Source organism: Flavobacterium sp., assembly GCF_031411595.1.
Classification (GTDB): Bacteria; Bacteroidota; Bacteroidia; order Flavobacteriales; family Flavobacteriaceae; genus Flavobacterium.
This window is the reverse complement of the sequence record NZ_JANOBI010000026.1, coordinates 86,817-107,038: the sequence shown is the minus strand read 5'-3', so window position 1 is coordinate 107,038 and position 20,222 is coordinate 86,817. Positions and strand designations below refer to the sequence as shown.

Annotated in this window: 14 protein-coding genes; 1 reads left to right on the top strand and 13 read right to left on the bottom strand. The window is 39.3% G+C overall.

Annotated features, from left to right (window positions below; all coding sequences use genetic code 11):
* Positions 1-246 precede the first annotated feature (246 nt).
* From RMO03_RS05785 to RMO03_RS05755, 7 genes are all read right to left on the bottom strand, one after another.
* A complete protein-coding gene (locus RMO03_RS05785; RefSeq protein ID WP_309641144.1) occupies positions 247-681 on the bottom strand; it encodes a response regulator in 435 nt (144 codons plus the stop codon).
* Positions 678-4,415 carry a PAS domain S-box protein gene (locus tag RMO03_RS05780; protein WP_309641143.1) on the bottom strand — a complete coding sequence of 1,246 codons (3,738 nt, stop codon included), beginning with the start codon at positions 4,413-4,415 and terminating at the stop codon, positions 678-680. The genes RMO03_RS05785 and RMO03_RS05780 overlap by 4 nt, the downstream gene beginning before the upstream one ends.
* 44 nt (positions 4,416-4,459) lie before the next feature.
* Entirely contained in the window at positions 4,460-4,654 is a 195-nt protein-coding gene (locus tag RMO03_RS05775; protein WP_309641142.1) for a hypothetical protein, read from the bottom strand.
* 65 nt (positions 4,655-4,719) lie between these two features.
* Positions 4,720-5,286, bottom strand: a complete 567-nt coding sequence (locus RMO03_RS05770; protein ID WP_309641141.1) for an AraC family transcriptional regulator — start codon at positions 5,284-5,286, stop codon at positions 4,720-4,722.
* An 85-nt stretch (positions 5,287-5,371) separates the two neighbouring features.
* Positions 5,372-5,929, bottom strand: a complete 558-nt coding sequence (locus RMO03_RS05765) for an AraC family transcriptional regulator (protein WP_309641140.1) — start codon at positions 5,927-5,929, stop codon at positions 5,372-5,374.
* 83 nt (positions 5,930-6,012) lie between these two features.
* Complete coding sequence (locus RMO03_RS05760; RefSeq protein WP_309641139.1) at positions 6,013-6,354, bottom strand: cupin domain-containing protein; 342 nt, start codon at positions 6,352-6,354, stop codon at positions 6,013-6,015.
* Positions 6,355-6,544: 190 nt separating this feature from the next.
* Positions 6,545-7,027, bottom strand: coding sequence for a hypothetical protein (locus RMO03_RS05755; RefSeq protein WP_309641138.1), 483 nt, complete (start codon positions 7,025-7,027; stop codon positions 6,545-6,547).
* Between the two features lie 196 nt (positions 7,028-7,223).
* Here RMO03_RS05755 and RMO03_RS05750 point away from each other — a divergent pair, with 196 nt between their 5' ends.
* A complete protein-coding gene (locus RMO03_RS05750; RefSeq protein WP_309641137.1) occupies positions 7,224-7,631 on the top strand; it encodes a hypothetical protein in 408 nt (135 codons plus the stop codon).
* A 284-nt stretch (positions 7,632-7,915) separates the two neighbouring features.
* Here RMO03_RS05750 and RMO03_RS05745 read toward each other — a convergent pair whose 3' ends face one another.
* The 6 genes from RMO03_RS05745 to RMO03_RS05720 form a co-directional block, all read right to left on the bottom strand.
* Positions 7,916-14,887 carry a fibronectin type III domain-containing protein gene (locus tag RMO03_RS05745; RefSeq protein ID WP_309641136.1) on the bottom strand — a complete coding sequence of 2,324 codons (6,972 nt, stop codon included), beginning with the start codon at positions 14,885-14,887 and terminating at the stop codon, positions 7,916-7,918.
* A 23-nt stretch (positions 14,888-14,910) separates the two neighbouring features.
* Positions 14,911-15,324: a response regulator gene (locus tag RMO03_RS05740; RefSeq protein ID WP_309641135.1), complete on the bottom strand. Its 414-nt coding sequence runs from the start codon at positions 15,322-15,324 to the stop codon at positions 14,911-14,913.
* A 7-nt stretch (positions 15,325-15,331) separates the two neighbouring features.
* Complete coding sequence (locus RMO03_RS05735) at positions 15,332-17,968, bottom strand: PAS domain S-box protein (RefSeq protein ID WP_309641134.1); 2,637 nt, start codon at positions 17,966-17,968, stop codon at positions 15,332-15,334.
* Positions 17,965-18,399 (bottom strand): response regulator, encoded by a 435-nt coding sequence (locus RMO03_RS05730; RefSeq protein ID WP_309641133.1) that lies wholly within the window; start codon positions 18,397-18,399, stop codon positions 17,965-17,967. The genes RMO03_RS05735 and RMO03_RS05730 overlap by 4 nt, the downstream gene beginning before the upstream one ends.
* An 11-nt stretch (positions 18,400-18,410) precedes the next feature.
* Positions 18,411-19,355 (bottom strand): ATP-binding protein, encoded by a 945-nt coding sequence (locus RMO03_RS05725; RefSeq protein WP_309641132.1) that lies wholly within the window; start codon positions 19,353-19,355, stop codon positions 18,411-18,413.
* Between the two features lie 387 nt (positions 19,356-19,742).
* Positions 19,743-19,964 (bottom strand): hypothetical protein, encoded by a 222-nt coding sequence (locus RMO03_RS05720; RefSeq protein WP_309641131.1) that lies wholly within the window; start codon positions 19,962-19,964, stop codon positions 19,743-19,745.
* Between the last annotated feature and the right edge of the window lie 258 nt (positions 19,965-20,222).

The following is a 20,222-nucleotide window of genomic DNA, read 5'->3' as shown; positions in this document are numbered from 1 at the left end:
CTTGGTCCAAGTTTCGTTGATGGCAGTCGGGTGCGATTTTTTGAAGGCAGTGGTTACGGTTTCAGGAACCGCTTTGGTGGCAAGTTTTTGAGCTTGCGTTGCAGTAAAACAAACCAACAACAGCACTACAGCGATGAACTTTTTCATAACGTATGATTTTATTGTGAATGAAGTTTACTCCCTACAAAGTTCACGATAAGCCCAGCCAAGAATGTTATACTATTCTTTAAAAAAGAAGCATAATTTTCACATGCGTTCCATATACCAATTCAATTCTTTTTTCATTTTAGAGTACAAGAAAATCGAGCTGATAATTTTTTGCAGTCGAACGAAAGCCGTTTCGCTTTTCACCACATAATCGGACGCATGATGGTGCATACACTTGATAGCAATATCAATTTTATCTTGTGATGAAAGCATGATTACCGGAATTTCTGCGTTGATCAGTTTAATTTTATCTAAAGTTTCAATACCATTCATAGCTCCTTTTTGAATGCCATCTAAATGATAATCTAAAATAATGACATCTGGATTTTCTTTTATCTTTTTAAGACACAATTCGCCTGTAGCAAAGGTTTGGATTTCAAAATCACCATGATTCAAAAATTCAATTTCCAATGACTTTAAATGTAGCGCATCATCGTCTACAAGAAAGATTTTTATTTTAGCGTCGGTTTTCATATGGTGGTATTTTTTATAGTGTCGAGTTCATTTTCAAGTTCAATATAAGCGCTGTTGCAAACCATTTCCAATTGTAAAATCATTTCGTTGATATCGCCTATAGATTCTATGTTTGAAGCATATTCCTGGATCTTAATCGCCATATTCTCAAAATCGGAACTGATGCCCATGATGGTAAATGACGGAATGATTTTGTGTGCAGCAGATTTCAAAGTCACCCAATCTTGATCGATTAAACTTTGTTTCATAGATTCAATCAGCGGTGGCGTTTGCTTTAAATATACGTGAATCATTTCCGACATTAACTTCGGATTTGATTTGGTGAGCTTGTTGAGGTATTTTAAGTCGACGTATTTTATATTTTCTGTCTTCATATCGCCAATAATTTTTTCTTCGATAATTAAAATGGGTTTTTTGACCAATCCGATAATTTTGCTGTAGAGTAGGCGTTCGTCAATCGGTTTGGCTACATAATCATTCATGCCGACGGCTTTGCATTTGGCCAAATCGACAGTCGTTACATCAGCGGTTAAAGCCATGATAGGAACGGTTAGTTTCATTACTTTTCGGATGTGTTCGGTGGCTTCAAATCCGTTCATTTCGGGCATTTGCAAATCCATCAAAATGATGTTATAGGTTTTTTCTTGAAGTTTTTCTACAGCCAATCTACCGTTGGCGGTGATGTCGCATTCAAATCCGAAATCATCCAATAAGGTTTTCATTAATAGTTGATTGAGTTCCATATCTTCAACGACGAGGATTTTGATGTCTTTGACTTCTAAATCCAATTCAACAATTTCTTCTTCCAAAACGGCATCGACATTGGTTTTTTGGAAAAGCAATTTAAATCTAAAGCTCGAGCCATGATCTTCTTCACTTTCAACATGAATGCTGCCTTCTTGTGCTTCGACCAAATGTTTTACAATCGCAAGTCCTAAACCGGTTCCACCATACAGTCGCGAAGTTCCGCTAGTGGCTTGTTGGAAGTTTTCGAAAATGGTTTCAATTTTTTGTGAATTAATGCCGATTCCGGTATCGGTAATGGTAAATTCGATAAGTACTTTTTCATCATCTTCTTCGATCAGATTAACGCTCACAGTAATGGTTCCTTTTGATGTAAATTTGACGGCATTACTCACTAAATTTAAAATAATTTGATGCAGACGAACTGCATCACCAACCAAAACTTCAGGAATGGTATCGTCGTATTTTGTAATGAGTTTTAGGTTTTTTTCTTGAATTTTGGTTTCAAACAAATGCAACATCGCCGATATAGAAAGCGATAGTTTAAACGGCGTTTTTTCAAAAACCATTTTCCCGGAATTGACTTTCGCCAAATCGAGAATGTCATTGATGAGTACAATCAGCGCATCGCCACTCATTTTAATTGCGGTTAAATATTCTTTTTGCTTGGCCGTCAAACTGGTTTTGAGCACCACTTTCGTGAATCCGATAATGGCATTCATCGGTGTTCTGATCTCGTGGCTCATATTCGATAAAAACTGTTGCTTCGATTTTACCGCTTCTTTAGCTACTTCAGCAGCATTTTCAGCACTGATTTTTGCTTCTTCGGCAATGGCTGTGGCGAGTTCTGCAAATATTTTAGCTTCGATAAGTTCCTTTTCAATTTGCTTTTGCTTCGTAATGTCACGCGCTACGACTACGGCACCGATAACATTGTCTTTTTCGTCGGTATACACTGCGCCGTTAAACAAAACATCCATAAGTTCACCATCGGTAATGGTCAATGGATAATCGACCACATGACCTTCTTCGAAAACTTCAAGATAACCTGCTTTGGCTTTTTCAGGCTCGGTAAAGTAATCGATAAAATCGGAACCTATTAATTCCTTTTTGGAAACACCCGTAACACGTGCTGTCGCTTGATTGGTGTCGGTAATTTTGCCTTCTGGACTGATTACAAATAACGGGTCGAGACTGGCTTCTATAAGACTTAAAGAATATTGCGACGCCAATTTTAGCGAAGTGCTATATTCTTCTAAAGCGGAATTTTCAATTTTGCGTTTTTCTTTTTCCTCGTTTTGAAAATCTAGTTCTTTGTCGGCAATCACGAGTTCATCGGCACGGTCTTGTTTTTCGCTATTTTGAAACAGCAATTCTTTATTGGCGATGATCAATTCGGCAGCACGTTTTTCTTTGACTTTATTTTGGTAAGCGAGTTCTTCGTTAGCGACTAGTAATTCCGAAGCACGATTTTCTTTTTCTTGATTTTGATACGCTAATTCTTCGTTAGCGATTAGTAACTCGGCGGCGCGGTTTTCTTTTTCATCGTTTTGATAAGCGAGTTCTTTGTTGGCAATCACCAATTCTTGGGCGCGATTTTCTTTCTCTTGATTTTGAAAAGCGAGTTCTTCATTGGCGATTAGCAATTCGGCGGCACGGTTTTCTTTTTCTTCATTTTGGTAGGCGAGCTCTTTGTTGGCAATCACCAATTCTTGGGCGCGGTTTTCTTTCTCTTGATTTTGAAAAGCAAGTTCTTTGTTGGCGATACTCAATTCTGTAGCCCGTTTTTCTTTCTCTTCATTTTGATAGGCGAGCTCTTTGTTGGCAATGCTTAGCTCCATGGCGCGCTTTTCTTTCTCCTCATTTTGAAAGGCCAGCTCTTGGTTAGCGATGCTTAATTCTGTAGCCCGTTTTTCTTTTTCTTGATTTTGAAAAGCGAGTTCACTATTGGCGCTTCTAAGATCGAGTGCCCATTTTTGTTCTGCAATATCTCTTGCCACTACGACTACGCCCAGTACATGACCTTGTCCATCTTTATAAACCGATCCGTTGAAAAGCACTTCGGTTAGCTTGCCTGAGGTATGGCGCAAAGTTAAGGGCGAGTCAGTAACAGAACCATTGGCGAAAACTTCCTCATAGACTTCTTTAGCTTTTTGTGGCTCGGTGAAATAATCGAAGAAGTCGGAACCTACCAAATGATCGCGGTCTAAACCTGTGATGGTGGCTGTGGCTTCATTCATATCGGTAATTTTTCCTTCGATATTGATGGTTACTAAAGGATCGAGACTCGCTTCGATGAGGCTTAGGGAATATTGAGAAAGCAATTCGTGGGACGATATTAATTTTTCATTTTCTTGTTTCGCTGCTTTCTGATTTTTCATAATAATAGCAATCAACACAAAAATGAAAACAATCAGAATAAAGCTCATAAAGTAAAGTATCGCGCTATTTTCTATGTTGTTTTGATTGGCTATTTTTCTATCCTTTAGTAATAAAAATTCTTCCGAATTGATGGCAATGATTAAGTGTCGAATGCTGTCGGTGAGTATTTTGCCATTTTCAATGAGATTGATTTTTAAGCTATCGTTTAACAAACTTTGTTTTTTTGCATCGACCATGGCTTTGGATAATGCAATTCTTTGGAAGATGGTTTTCGAAAGCGAATCGAACCTGATTTGCTGATGTGGGTTGTCATTGGTGATTCGTTTTAATGCAGCCAAATCTTGATTGATTTTGAGTAAACCATCGTGATAAGGTTCTAAAAAAGCGGTTTTACCCATTAATGCAAAACCTCTAGAACCGGTTTCGATATTCAAAATATCAACCAGAACCATATCGCTCGTATGCAATACGTTTTTGGTATGTTCGACAAGATTACTGGTCGATTTTATTTTCCGGGAATTGTTGAATAGCACAGACAGTATGCTGACTAAGGCAACAAAGGCAAGAGCATAAAAGATTTTCGTTCTATTGTCGAAGTTAAATTGCATATTGTTGACTTAGGCGGAATGAAGCATTTTAGTTTTATAATGGTTTACGATTCATCTTTGGTGGTTCTAATCAGACCAATACCGGAAACGAAAAAGACCACTCCCAAAACACCATATATTATGAGCATTCTGATATCTTGATTGTTACCTCTAGTGTTGACAAAAATCATGGCGGTATAAATAAGGCCCACAATTCCCAATATGGTGAGTATGGCTCCGAAAATTCTTTTGAGATTCATAGTTTCTATTTTTAAAGTTAGTAATCAAGATTGTCTTAAAATCTTACAGTCAAATAATCCAACAATCAATTCCCAATGTCTTCAATCGGGCTACGCATTTTTACCTTCAGTTGTTTGAAATGGGATGGCGAAAGACCGGTTACTTTTTTGAATTGACTCGACAAATGCGCGACACTGCTGTAGTTCATTTTCCAAGCAATTTCGGTAATGTTGAGTTCATCGTAAATAATTAATTCTTTGATGCGTTCGGTTTTGTGGGCAATGATAAAGTGTTCAATGGTTGTGCCTTGAACTTCAGAAAACAAGTTGGAAAGATAAGTGTAGTCTTGGTTGAGTTTTTCGCTTAAAAAAGTAGAGAAATTCACTTTGATATCGCCATCGGAATGGTGCACCATATTGATGATTACCGTTTTAATTTTTTCGATTAAAACCGCTCTTTTATCATCCATGAGTTCTAAACCCGATACGAGAAGTGCTTCTTTGAGTTGGCTACGTTGGTGTAACGTTAGGTTTTCCATGATATCGACTTCGCCCAAATCGACTACTACAAAATGCAATCCTAGTTTTTTGAGTTCCTCTTTCACCAACATTTTGCAACGGTTGCTCACCATATATTTGATGAATAATTTCATGGGCATAATACTTTAAAAGTTAAAGCAAAGTACCTACTTTAAAAAAAGGAACTTATTATATAATTAATTATAAGAGTTGCACAATTCAGATGGAGTCTAGATTGCGTCTTTTTACCTGAAGTTGTTTGAAATAGCTTGGCGTCAAACCCGTTACTTTTTTGAATTGTCTCGATAAATGTGCTACGCTGCTGTAGTTCAGAATATAAGAAATTTGTGTGAGCGTGAGTTCGTCATAAAGCAACAATTCTTTGACTTTTTCAATTTTATGGAAGATGATAAATTGCTCGATCGTGATGCCTTTGACTTCAGAAAAAATCTTCGACATATTGGTGTAATCTTGTCCTAGTTTTTCACTGATATAATCGGAGTAATTCACTTTTGGCATTTCATCTGTATAATGCACCATTTCGATAATGACATTTTTGATTTTCTCAATCAGCATGGCTTTTTTGTCATCCATGAGTTCTAAACCCGAAAGCAATAATATTTTTTTAAGTTTTTCCTTTTGATTTTCGGTGAGGTTTTCTAGGATTTCTACTGTACCCAACTCAATCATGGTATGGTGCAACCCAAGATCATTGAGTGCATCTTTGACCACCATTTTGCAGCGCAAGCTTACCATGTATTTAATGTATAGTTTCATTGTTATTAATCTATCAGAACACCTGACATTAATCGAAAATAAAAAAATAACTAGGCTTGAATCCGTATGAGACTTATAAACGTTTAATCTTCGTAACCGCTTTTGATAATCGTGGATATCATTTTAAACTGCACATTCGCATTGAAACTGTGCTTGGCGTGCGCCGGAATAATAATGCCTTGCCCCAAATTGAGTAAGTGCTTTTTGTCATTGATGAAAATTTCGGCACAACCATCAATGATTTGAATGTAGTTGTCGAAAGGCGAGGTTTTTTCTGATAATTCTTCTCCGGCATCGAATGAAGAGGCGGTAATGTTTCCTGTCGTTTTTTTGATGATGGTTTTGCTTAAAACGGCGTTTGGAATATATTGTATAATTTCAACAACAATGTGTGATTTAGCTTTTTCAACTTCGGAAGTATCCATAGTATTTGGGGTTTCGGATGCTTTTTTTATTTCAATTTTTGCAATACGCAAAGAGGTTGTAAAAGTAATTCCCTGCGTAAAGGTCGTGATTTTATTCGGTTTGGAATGATTAAAGGTTATAAATAAAAACCGCGGTTACCTTAATTGCTTCCAATTCCATTCCTAGAATGAATAGTTTTGCGTTCCAAAATCACTTATAATAACCCGATCTCATTTTTTCGAAAAGGGTTGCAAGTTTCTTATTGATAGCAGCCATTTCGTGATTGAATTGTATTTCGAAAATTTCATTCTGATGATACATAGTCTTATCGTAAGTGCTGAGTCCGTCTTCAAACGCTTTATTTTGTTTGGCTCTGCTGGCTTTCAATTTAAGTAATGATAAATTGCTTGAATCACAGATACCCTGCCAAGCGTTCTTTTCGTCGGTATCGGCTTCATCAAGTTTGGTTTCGAGTAGTCCAATTTGCGTATCAGTTTCGTCGATGTCTTGTTGCGACTGTTTTAGGAATTGTTCCCAATCTTCGATGGCCATGACTTTGGTGACGTTTTCATCAGCGTTGTACCGTATTTCAACCGCATTGTCATCATTCGTTTCCTCGGAATCTTTGGCACATTTCTGTACCAATAACAAAGGCCATAAGGTAAATGCCATAATATATTTTGAAAATCTCATAGCCGATGGGTTTTATAGTTTAGTAAATATAAGTATCTAAAGCCACAGTAAGCATGATAATTATCAGGTTTTTAGATTGATAGGTTAGTAGCGTTTGGGCAGACATGGTATGCATTTTATTGAAGCTTTATTGGTTGCTTCAATCTATCGAGTAAAATATATACTGTCAACTAAAAATAAAAAGCCCAAAATCAATATGATTACAGGCTTTTTTTTGGAGTTTTTTATAGGTTCCCCATACCATTACTTTGATATGACTAGAAAGACTTCAAAAGAAGTAGGTTTTGAATACACTAAAGCCAAGTGGAATGAGCATTTAACAGCCATTGCCAAATATGATGCGCTAAAGAAGAAACAGCAAAGTAACGCCACAAAAAAAGAAGAGACTATCAACCACTCCAAGAAGTGTGAAACTACACTAACACGCTTCTTTAAAAACAAACTGACCTACGCACAATTATTCGATTATTTAGAGCAGAATTTACCAAAAGAATACGTAGAAAAATTATCTGATTTAATACTTAAAAAATCATTGAAAGCTAATGAGAAAACCATTACAGTCAATAGCAATAATGCGCTAAAGTACAATTGGTTTGAATTTTAAAGCGTATAATTTAAAAAGGAAGATTAAACGAATAGCAGCTGTGCAAATTTTGCACATACCACTCAACATGGCGCAATAAAAGCGAAAACACCAATATAATCATTGCAATGATATTGTCAAGCATCTTAACTGATGGTAATTTTCAGTTGATGCACTGAGTTATCATCTCTAAGAAAAAAAGTCATAGCTGCGGCAAAGGTTTTCATGTAGTACCTTGCCGCAACTATGACAAATTAGTGGATAGACAGCTTGCCCGTGTAGCGCTTCTCTTTTTTTATAGAATATTAATTAACCGCTTTCTTTACAACCGTAATATTATCCGAAGAAGTGATTTTTAATAATAGCACTTGTTCTGCACCGGGAATTATAAACGCCGCAGTTGAACCGTTGATTGATCTCTTTTCTGCCAATAGCCTTCCGCGGATGTCAAACACCTGCACATGATCCATAACCATTGTGCCTGAATTAATGATTATCTGGCCACTCTGGTTGTAGACGATAACAGAATTGCCGTCGAACATAGGGTTGCTTACAGACAATGACTGCTGGTAGATGATTTCGAATCTTCCAGTTGTTAAGCCCGCCGATGCTGTAAATGTATAGGCGCCGGCTTTCAGGTCGTGGATACTTCCGCTGAAGTTGTCTCGCAACAGGATATCCTGCGATCCTGTAAAAAATCCATCCAAATGGTCAATGGCTATGGTGTAATCTCCGGCTATCGCAGCCTTAAAGTTCAATGCGACAACATCGGCTGGGTCAAATGGAAGTGGTCGTCCCTGAATCGCATAATCCACATTGTCAATCACCGATGTTAGGGCAATTGTTCCATCATTGATATAACGCCCATCGATGGCATTATCAACTCCCAATGTTGCTCCTGTGATATATCCTACAAGAATTTGTGAAAATGCACCCATAGTATTCGTTGCATTCAGCCACACCCTGTTTATCTCGATGATATCATTCGTGCGGAAAAACTGATTGGCATGATTTCCAATTCTTTGTGAATTCGTATAAGTTAGCGTTGGTGATGCTCCGGTCGCCTCAACAAAAAAGCCTTGTCCCGTTTGGATAACGCCAAGCGGATCAAATGTCTGTGCTTCACCATTGTCTACAAATCCACCTAGGGGCGTCCATGAACAGTAACTCGGACTTGCGGCATTATTGGTTTTTCTCCAATAATACAGTGTTCCTGTAATCGACGAAGCATTTGCAGCAACAAAGGCTGCAGCATCTAGGGTGGACGGATATGGATTCCCCGTGAGGTTGAATCGCAATCCCGTCCCGCCATCAGCCATATTGAAATTAATTGTGCCATTATGTGGGTTTCCTCCAAATTGCCCTGTCCAAATGGTCGGCGTGGTGGCAGGATGGTTGTTTGGCACTCTGATAAGGTAACCCTGAGCAGTATTGAAATTGGTGGTTGCTGGGGAAACGACCGAATTGTATACGTTTGTCAGGGTATTGTAGTTATAGAATCGGGATGTTGGCGAGATCACGGTCAAAGGCGAAAAAGCGAAGAGCTGCTGACCATCAACGGGTGATGACCAAAGCGTGTAATCCTGACGAAGCAATGCAGAGCTGTTGCGCTTAACGATGATGTTTCCTGAATTGGCAACATCATTTGCCTGAAGCAGGTTTGCGTTGTTTTCCAATGTAAAGGTACTTCCCGCTTCAACCGTAATGTTTCCATTAAGCGATACATCAAATCCTGAAGGAATGTTCACCACAGCATTGTTGCTTATCGTAAGCGTACATCCGTTCAAATTTGCGAAAGCCGTATAATTCCCCGTTATCAGAATTCCGGATGTACTGTTAGGAACACCGTTGTTCCAAGAAGTCCCGTTCCATGTTGTCGCACTCATTGATATTGTTGCAGCAGCAGAAAATACACTTCCACAAGTTCCACTTTGTACAACAGCACGGAAATAAGTGGTTGCCGTCAACGGCCCAATGGCAGTTCCGGTAAGTGTAGTTGTGATATTCGCAATATTTACCGGTGTGGTAAAACTTAAATCGGATGCGCTCTGCCAATAAATTACACTGCCTGTCTGACCTGATAATATAAGGTTTGCAGGCGTGCTCGCTGAGCAAATAATCTGATTTGATGCAAGGATTCCTCCAACAGAATCCGGAACAACGGTGATGTTATTAGTATCGGTGACCGTAATTCCGTTGCTGTCTTTTATGGTAACGGTATAGTTAACAGTTCCTGCCGAAGATGTAGGCGGAGAAACTATAGCTTGATTCCCCAATCCACCATTCCAGGAATATGAATAGGGAGCATCACCGCCTGTTTCTGTTGCTGTTAAGGTAACAGTATCGTTCAAACAAAAGGAACCATAGCCTGAAATCAAAGCGCTATAAGTTCCTCCTTTAATACCTGTGAATGCAGAAGTTTGACCCGCTGTTAATGTTGCTCCTGTAGCCATAAAGCTATTACTGGCTAAAGCAGCGTATTTTATCCAAGGATTAGTAGCCTGATTGAATGTACCGTTGAGTTGCCCTCCATTGATTTCCCCTTCTACTCCTGTTATATCGGCCGACAGATAATTAGCAGTGACAGTAGCTACAGCTCCTGTAATACCAGACTCTTTAACTTTCCAGTAACGAGTAATGTTGTTGGCAGCACTTGAATTGTTTGGATGAATGCCATCTACCACTGCAACCCCTATATAGGCATTTGAACAGGTTCCGGCAGTTAGGGATATCGTTATCGGAGAATACTCGACTGTAGCTGTTATATCTCCTAACGGAAAAGTATAAAAACCAGTTCCAGTGTACGTTCTTCTTAACTCTCCGGTTCCGCTGGCTACAACCATATTGGCAGTAGAAAAACTCCCTGAAACGGCATTAGTTCCCAGCAATAAATTGTAATTTGCTATGTCTAGAATTCCTGAAGTAAGCGTTAAAGTTCCGTTTGTACCTACATTGGTTGCCAAAGAAACTCCTCCTGCGGTATTGTTAATGATTAGATTATTGAATGTCGGTGCCACACTACCGGAAATAATTTGTGGTTCCATTCCAGTCATGACTATGGTTTTACCGGTAAAATCAACAGCCTGATTAAGGATTAGATTATCAGTAATATTCAATGAGCTCGGAAAAATTGCTCCAGTTCCATTAATGATTAAATTATGATAAGCTTGTAAACCGGTATTTGGGTTTACAATGGTTTGATTGGTTCCTGAATAAATTACCGTATTTTCAAGCGCTCCTGCACTAAGACTTCCATTCAGGGTGAATATTCCGCCAATTTGCATCACATTATCAGTCAATGGTCTTAAAGTGGCTCCAGAATTAATAGTGATGTTATTGAAAATGGTCGAGCCTGCCATCGTAGCATTGGCACTGGTAAAAATAACCGCACTGGTCCCTGCTCCCGGATTATAGGCTCCATTATTAATCCAGGCACCAGCTCCATTATTAATTGTGAATTGTGAATTGTCAGGGGCATTCAGTATTCCGCCCGTATCAATATTTAAAGAACCCAACAAAACTGATGGATTTAAAGTAGGATCATTTGGAGTGGTAGCCGCATCCGGTATATACACGACCGTTAGGTCAGATGGGGTGGCATTAGGTGTCCAATTCGTCGCCGTCGTCCAAGAATTGCTAACCGAACCATTCCACGTAAGTGACCCTGCAGCAGACTCATCAAGTGTTAACAAAACCTGACCAAAAGTACCTGTGAAATAAAGTGCCACATTAACATTGGTCAATTCTACCCAGTTATCTGTAGTATTATAATTAGATCTCCCTTGTTCCAAAGTGGTAGCCGACGAAACGATATAAGCCCAATCTACTAATTTTTGTTCAATATTTCCGTTCAATTCAGAATCTAAATAATGTGCTTTAATAACAGCCTTTGTTCCTGAGGCTCCTGTCTGTATAAAATCATAAGTTCTGTTTATGGCTCCGGTTCGCCAGCTTGGCGCTGCTCCAATGCCAATTTTCAAGCTCATGGATGTCGGTAAAGTTCCAATGTTAGGAAATAAAATTGACGTGTAAGGGTTTCCAAAAGTGTACAGCGTATTGACTGTAATACTGTTTCGGGTTACAATCCCGATAACATCTCCTATTCCAGCGTTAGCAGCAATAGCTCCCATGGTAAGCGTATACGTTCCCATAGTAAGGCTTCCTAGAGTTGAAGAAGGATTGGCTGTTGGCAAATTAAGGCCGTCATTTACTGTAATATTACCCGCTGCTGTAGCGCCACCTATAGAAGAAGATGTTAAATTTTGGTACGTACCCACTACTATGGTTTGTGCTGACGAAGCGGCATTATAATGTACTGTTCCCGTTCCGCTCCATGTTTTGCCTGAAGGAATTGGCAACGAAGTTGTATTTTGAGTAGCTATGGTTCCGTTATTGGCAATAGTGGTTAAATTACCCGTCAACGCATTGGTTCCCATGTTGAGTGTTTGTCCCAAAGCGATTGTCAAAGTTCCGTTTACAACTACAGGATTTGAGATGGTAACGGTATTGGAAGCCGTAGTATTGATGCTTAAATTATTTAATCCATTAGTGGTTCCCAGCGTAGTTTGGTCAAAACTCAAAGAGGGGCTCACTGCACCACTTATAAGCAGGTTACTGGAAGCACTGCCTTTTAATCCTGCCAAAGTAGTATTTGTTATCGTTCCGTTAAGACTTAGTGTATTGCCGTTAATATCTACTTTACCTCCGTTTATAATCAAATCACTGGTAACAGTTGTACTTCCGGATAAAGTAGTATTTCCCAAAACAGCAAAGTTTTCTGCTGTTCCGCTAAAAGAGGCATAATTAGTTGACGGATTGGCTACCATGACAATATCATCCAATCCAAATTCGTCAAAATCAGTACTGCCAGAAACGGTGGCTCCGGTCCATCTAAAATAATAATAATTGTTATTGGCAATATTCAATCCTGTTAAAGTTACTACACGATAATAGGATTTCCAAGCGGGTGACGCATCGGCTGTTGCTGGTGAGGTTACATTTAATCCGGAAACACTCGTATAAGTGGAATTGTCTACCGAATGGCTGAAATTAAAACTACTCGATGCTGCCTGATCATTATAGACATATACTTTATATCCTATACTTACCGAAGTTACCGCTGCTCCAGTTTGATTCTGAAAGCGAAGCGTTGCCGAACCAGGAACAAAATCTCCTGTTGCGGGTTGTATTCCTAGAGCATAATTGTTAGTTACAGTTTCAAAAGCATATAAGCCTCCAATTGAAACACCTCCATTTTCAATCCCACGATCAAAATCTTGTCCATCAGTACTGGTACCCCCAAAAGCTATTGCGCCATCACTAAAACCGGAAATAGCCCAAGCATTAGAGTTAAGTTCGCCGCTGGTTAAAGTAGGTGACAATCCTGCAGCTTGATACGTTCCTTCATTAACACCATCAACAGTGGTGTCGAATGTAATGGTATTGGTAGTATTAGTATTGTATATCTGCCAACCCACAGGAGCATTAAGTGTTGTTCTATTTCCAATTGCTGGGCTAGTAGTTAAATAACTCTCTGTACCACCTAAACCGTTATAGTCATAAACAGCAACATAGTAAGCTGTGTTTGGTTGTAATCCTGTTATGTTAACTGTATTGCTGTTTCCAGAATAGATTGTATAATTTCCTGTGCCAATTTCTGAACCGGCTCCAAAAGAGTTAATAGCAGTATATATTACCCCATCTACCGGATTGGAATTAACAGCACTGCCACTTCTAATTAAAACCAAATGATTGGCGCCATTGCCGTTAGTCCAATTGACTGTAAAAGTGGTTGAGGTTACTGTTGTAAAAGTAACTGCTGTGGCTTGCGTTGTTGGTTTCGACGCAATAACCGTGGCTGAAACAGCGATAGATTTAGTAGCACCACTGGTAGTAGTATGAGTAATAGTAGTCGTGTATAACCCTGATGGTGCTGAAGCTTTAACTCGAGCATAAACCGTTACCGGCTGACCCACAAGCACATTTCCGGTTCGGGTCAGCGTAATTGAACTCGAATAAGTCGTACCGTTTGGAGACACTTCAAAATTGGTTGGAGCTGTAACGGTAACATCTGCTGTTAAATTACTCCCGCTTACAGTGTAAGTTTGTGCCGAAGATGCTGTACCAGTTGCCGTAGTCATAGAACTCAAAGCACTAGTAGAAAGACTTATGTTGGGTACACCTGCAAGGTCAATTGTAAATGTCTGTCCATTGGAAACAGCGGCACCGTTAGCTACGGTTATGGTAGCTGTCCCAGAAGATGTTATGTCTGTTGATAATATTGAAGCTGTCAATTGAGTAGCAGAAACAAAAGTGGTGGTTCGGTTGCTGCCATTCCATCTCACTACACTTGTGCCACTTACGAAACCAGTTCCGTTAACAGTAAGCGTAAAAGCACCGCTTCCGGCTACTTTTGATGGCGGTAAAATAGCCGTTGTTGTGGGTACTACCACCGTTACTTTTACGTTATCGTAAAGTGCGGTTTGATTTGACTTTGTATTCGCATTCCAAAAGGCACCCATTATAGGTAAAGCGGTTGCAGTATAAGTACTATTTATAGCCGTTCCTTGTGAGGTCATACTTCCAATGTTCGGATCTATAAAAGTTGAGCCGTCATTTCTGACATACAATTGCCAAGTATTAGTGCTGGGCGTGTAGGTAACTTTTACGCTCAAATAGGTATTCCCAAAATCTGTTAATCCTGTAGTGTTAGAAGCTAATATTTGCGATGTAGTTTGAAGGCCTGCAGAATAGCTTACCAATTTCAAAGGATCCGTTTTTCCTGAGTTACCTAGTGTCACTGCATATCCTGTTCCGCTTGAATTGGTTGTTCCCGATGTTCCGGCTAATATAAAAGCTACACCATAATTCCCCGAAGCAAAACCACTCGGATTGGCTTGTTGTTGTCTCATATTGAATGTCCATGTTACCATTCCTGGGTTGGAACTTAAGGTAGTATTATATGGTGTTGCAAAAGCAGCTGTACTAGTTGAAGCCAATGCCCAACCGTTTGGATTACCAGCTGATGAAGCATCATTCGTCAGTGACATACTGCCTGATGTTATTCGTGCACCAAAATCGGCACCACTTCTGGCGAGACTCCAGTTGGCACTTGTCCCAATAGCTCCTGCAGCAGTTGTATATGTTGTTCCTGCTGATGTAGTAAAATCGGTACTGAAGACGGTTGCGGCTGATTGTGCCGCTGCCGAAACAGCAAATAGCAGCATTGCTAGGCTAGCTAATGTGCGGTAGATCAATTGAGGTAGCGTTTTAGTCATAGTAGGTATTTTTAAATTAAGTATTAATCATTGGTGGCTTTGCCGAACATTTCAGTCAGGAGTATTTTTTTAAGCGGCTTTTCCAGGAAGCCAACGACGAGCCTATTTGATTTTGCACGTTCAATGTCTAAAAGATCAACCGTGGAAGACAGCATGTATATTTTAAATTGATTTTTAACCGAGTTTGGGAACGTCTCGAATTTTTCAAGAAATTCCCAGCCTGTCATGGTAGGCATATTGATGTCTAAAAAGAGTATTGTTTCCTCAACACGGTTTTTAAAACAAAATTCGGCCTCAATATAGTCCAATCCCATTTCGGGATGCTTAAACACCATGATTTCATTGTCTCCGAGCGATTTTTTTAACACCATTAGAGAGAATATATTGTTAATCGGGTCATCGTCAATGAGTATGAATCGTTTTGCGGAGATTTTCATGTTCGATTTATTTTTTAAATGTGATTGTAATTTCGGTGCCTTTGTTGAGCTCGCTGGCAATAGTAATTTTTCCGCCTATTGCTTCGACTTGTGTTTTAACCATGAACAATCCAATACCTTTACCTTCTACGTGGGCGTGGAACCGCTCATAAAGCCCGAACACTTTTCCGCTATTTCTGTTCATGTCAATGCCTAACCCGTTGTCTTTAAATGTTAGGATTGTTTTTCCGTTTTCGTTTTTGCTTTTGATTTCGATACGAGCGGGTTCCCCAGGCGTGCAATATTTTATGCTGTTAGTGATTAAATTAAAAAAGATGCTGTGCATGTAGGCTTTGATTGAAAATATTTCAACTACTTCCGAAAAATCAGATATGATATGGATGTTATCTTTATCAATAAGATTTCCAATACCTTCGACTATATCGTTTACTAATTTTGAAAGCAAAATGATTTCTTTTTTTTCTTTGAGTTCATTTTTAATTTGTAAAATCTGGTTGATGTCCTTGATAACGTTATCAAGTCCTAACACAGAAGTTGCGAGTGCTTTGAGACATTCTCGTTGTTCTTCTGGTGAGAGCGTTTCAGCCTGTAGAAACTCGGCAAAGCCCATAATGTTTGCGGTGGGTGCACGCAGGTTGTGTGATATGATGAAAGTAAACTGCTCGAGGTCGCGGTTGCGCTGTATCAAATCTTCTGTTATTTTAGCACGTTCGATTTCGGCGAGCTTACTTTTGGTAACATCTCTCTCGATAGAAATCCAGTGTGTAAACCATCCTTTTTCATTGGCTACAGGGCTTACAATGAAATTATTCCAGAATTCTTCCCCATTTTTTTTATAATTAAGAATGGTAATTTCACTGGTTTGCCATTTTCGAATCCTTTCACTAAAGTTTTTGAGTGCTGCTTTATTTGACTTTGGCCCTTGCAGTATCCTGGGTGTTTTGCCCATTACTTCTGCTATGCTGTAACCGGTCATTTTTGTAAAGGCTTCATTTACATAAACAATTTTAGGGCCTGGTTCATCAAACGGTTCCGCTTCGGTAATTACTACCGAATCGGTGGTGTTGGTCACAACAGATTCTAATAATTTAAGCTGCTGCTCCCTTTCCTTTTGTGACGTAACATCCCGGTTAATTCCAATCATTCGTATGGCATTCCCATCAGCATCTCTTTCAATAATACCTGTGGAGTTTATATAATGAATAGTGGCATCATCCCATAGAATTCTGAATTCAGGTTGATACTCTTTCTTATTGGCAATAGCAAGTTGAATATCCGTTTGTACTCTTTGTCTGTCATCCTTGTGCAATCTCGCAGTCCATGCTTCATAAACAGAAGTAAACTCATTAGGGGCAATGTTATAAATTTTGTACATCCCTTCGTCCCATATAAGTACATTCGTTTCTATATTCCATTCCCATATTCCCAATTGGGCGCACTGTTTGGCCAATAGTAAACGTTCTGTCAGTTGTCTTGTTTCCTGTTCCGCCTTTTTGCGCGCCGAAATGTCTCTTATGGTCGATTGTATTTTTGCTACCTCCGGTTGGTCATTTTCATAGACAGGCGTAGCTTTAGCTTCAATCCAGATATATTCCCCGTTCTTGTGCTTCAGCCTGTATTCTGAAATTTGATCCTTATCACCACGCAATACACTTTTATGAATCCCAGACTTCACGCGGTCCAAATCTTCAGGGTGCATCAATGAAAAAGTGGATGTGCCTATTAATTCTTCGGGCATGTATCCCAATATTTTTTCAGACGATGGGCTTACATAAATATATTCGCAATCCGGAGAGTGTAATGCTACCATATCTGAAATGTTTTCTGTCAGTAGCTTCAACAACTCATTTGCGTTAGTAATTTCTTGTGTCGCTTTTTTACGTTCCGAAATATCCTCCAACCTGATACAGATGCCTGCTACACTTCCATCTGAATGAATGGTGGGAATTAGTTTAACATCAAAAGTTATTACCGAGCCGTCTTGTTGTGGATAAACCGATTCATATTGTATCTTTTCTCCTTGTAATGATTTTTGAAATTGTGTTCGAAGCTCCTCTTTGCGATATACAGGTACAAAATCCAAAAGATTCTCATTTTTTAACAACTCACATCCAAAGGAAATTTTGCTGTAGTATTTAGTTTGGTTATTCAGTTCCAGTATGATGCAGTTTCCGTCAAGTAATATTAGCCCAATACTAGCGTTTTCAAAAAAGGTACGTAGATTCGTTTCCGAATTGTATAATTCTGCGCGGAGCGCCTGTAGTTTCCTTTCGTGTTCCCGTTTATAAACAGCATTTTCGATGGCCAGCGGTAACCGTTGTAAATTGGTCTTTAGCAAATAATCATCGACGCCGGTTTTGATCATGTCTACCGCAAACTCTTCTGATATCGAACCGGTAACCAGTATAAAAGGAAGGAAGGGATTTTTTTCTTTACAAAGCTTATAAGCCATTTTGGAGTTAAAGGCGGGCAGGGAATGGTCGCATAACACAATATTAGGGTCAAAAAGGGTTAGGGCATCGGCAACTTCCTCTTTATCAGAGGCAAGGTGATAGCTGAACTCCATGCCCGACTTCTGTATCAGTCGTTTGATAAGATCGGCATCGGTTTTTGAATCCTCGATATGTAAAATATGATATTTCATATGATGTTTTTTTGGGGAATATTAATCAGGAGCCAATAAAGCCCCACTTGTGCGATTGCATTTACAAATTCAGTAAACACTATAGGTTTTACGACATAGCTGTTGGCCCCTAACTTGTAACATTTTACCAAATCGGGATCTTCTTGAGACGACGTCAGAATGACTACCGGGATCGTTTTCGTAAGTGCATTCATTTTTAACTTTTCCAATACTTCAATCCCGTTTACTTTCGGCATTTTAAGGTCGAGTAAAATGAGCTTTGGCGGTTTTTGCATACTGTTTGCTTCATTGCCGAAAAAATAATCCAAGGCTTCCTTTCCATCGTGTAAATGCAGCAGGTGGTTAACCAGATTGTTTTTTCTAAGCGCACGCATGACAAGGCAGGCATCACTAATATTGTCTTCTACCAAAATGATTTCTGCGTGATCCATAATAATTTGTGTTAACTAAGTGTAAAATAAAAAGTAGCGCCCTCATTTTCTTTTCCTTCGCCCCAGACCTGACCGCCGTGTTTGGCAATGATGCGGTGTACAATCGCCAGTCCAACGCCATTGCCTTCAAATTCCTTTTCTGAATGCAAACGTTGGAATACGCCGAAGAGCTTGTCTGCAAACCTCATGTCAAAACCGGCACCGTTATCCTTGACACTAAATACTGTTTTATCGTTTTGTTGTGTCGCCGCTATTTCGACGACGGGGTTTTCTTTTTTTGAAGAATACTTGATCGCGTTGGATATCAGGTTAAACAGCATCTGGCGCAATAAAACAGGATCAGCGTTTACCATTGGTAATGGGCTTGCCTTGATCGCGGCATGATGTTCTGTCGATCGGTTAATATCTGCAAGAACGCTTCCGATCAGATCATCCAAATCAATGGTCTTCCGGTCAATTTCTTTGCGCCCGAGCCTGGAAAATGACAGTAGCTCATCGATCAAGGTGCCCATTTTTTTGGTATTGTAACGTATGATTTCGAGTACCTGCATGCCATCGGCATCAATGAGCTGGCTATAATCTTCTGCCAGTATCTGGGAGTAGCTGTTCACCGCACGAAGCGGTGCGCGCAAATCATGTGCAACAGAATAAGTGAATGCATCAAGCTCTGCATTGACTTCTTTCAGCCTGGTTTTAGCCTGAATGAGGTCGCTGTTGCTCTTGATTAACTCCGTTGCGCGTTTTTCTTTTTCATCATTTTGGAATACGAGTTCTTTGTTGGCAATGAGGAGTTCGGCGGCACGTTTTTCTTTTTCGTTATTTTGGAATGCTAGTTCTTTGTTGGCAATGAGGAGTTCGGCGGCACGTTTATCTTTTTCGTTATTTTGGAATGCTAGTTCTTTGTTGGCAATGGGTTCGTAGTGCAATACAGTATTCCTATTTCTATCAATGCTCATAAAGGTTTTAATTAAAGATTTGCTTCTCATGACATACAGTTCCTTAAAATTTCTGGTTGATATTGCGTACGGTATAGATTGCATTAATGAAATATTGCTTATCTGAAGCGCGAATGATCATAGTGATTTTTTCCCTGTCACATGTCTGGAGGCATAGGGTATATTTTGGCGTTAGAAAGCGGCCAATCACGGGTATCCATGAGTGAGCTTTTTTCTTTAGCAGGTAAAATTTGGCTACCTTATCAAGACCAATCTTGTAATGCTGATTGCGGTAATGAATGTCGAGTTGCTTATTTCGAATCGTAACATACGAGTTATGGCATACAGGCAATGCTTTTACTGTCTGATATACCACGGTGTGCATTTTAACTTGATTTTCCATAATTATTAGTGATTAAGTTTTTCGGCTATGCCACTGATTATTCCGGGGATTTTATCTAACTCAAGAAACTTATCTAAAAAAATAGTTGCACCCAGTAATTTGTATTGGTCTACTGCGGTGTTACTTATATTGATAGATAAAATGATGATTACGGTTTGTTGTCCTGTTTTCTTTATTTCCCGTAATAACGCCATTGTTTCTTTTCCTTGATAATTGATGTCCAACAAGAAGCTATGGTTTATTTTCGGTGAATAATTGTAAAGCAGTTTAGTAATTATCTGCAGTGCAAATAATTATGTTCTTGTTTTCTTTTTCAATCATAAACCTCAACCTTTTTGTTATCTGGGGAGAACTATCGGCTATTAGTATTTTCATTTTACAAAGCAGCGATAATTTCACATATAAACACATAGCAGTTGCCCGCTGGTTTGTGTAGTGAAATAGTTAGTGATTGTGGTAGTAGTACTACTACTAACTGCCGGCGA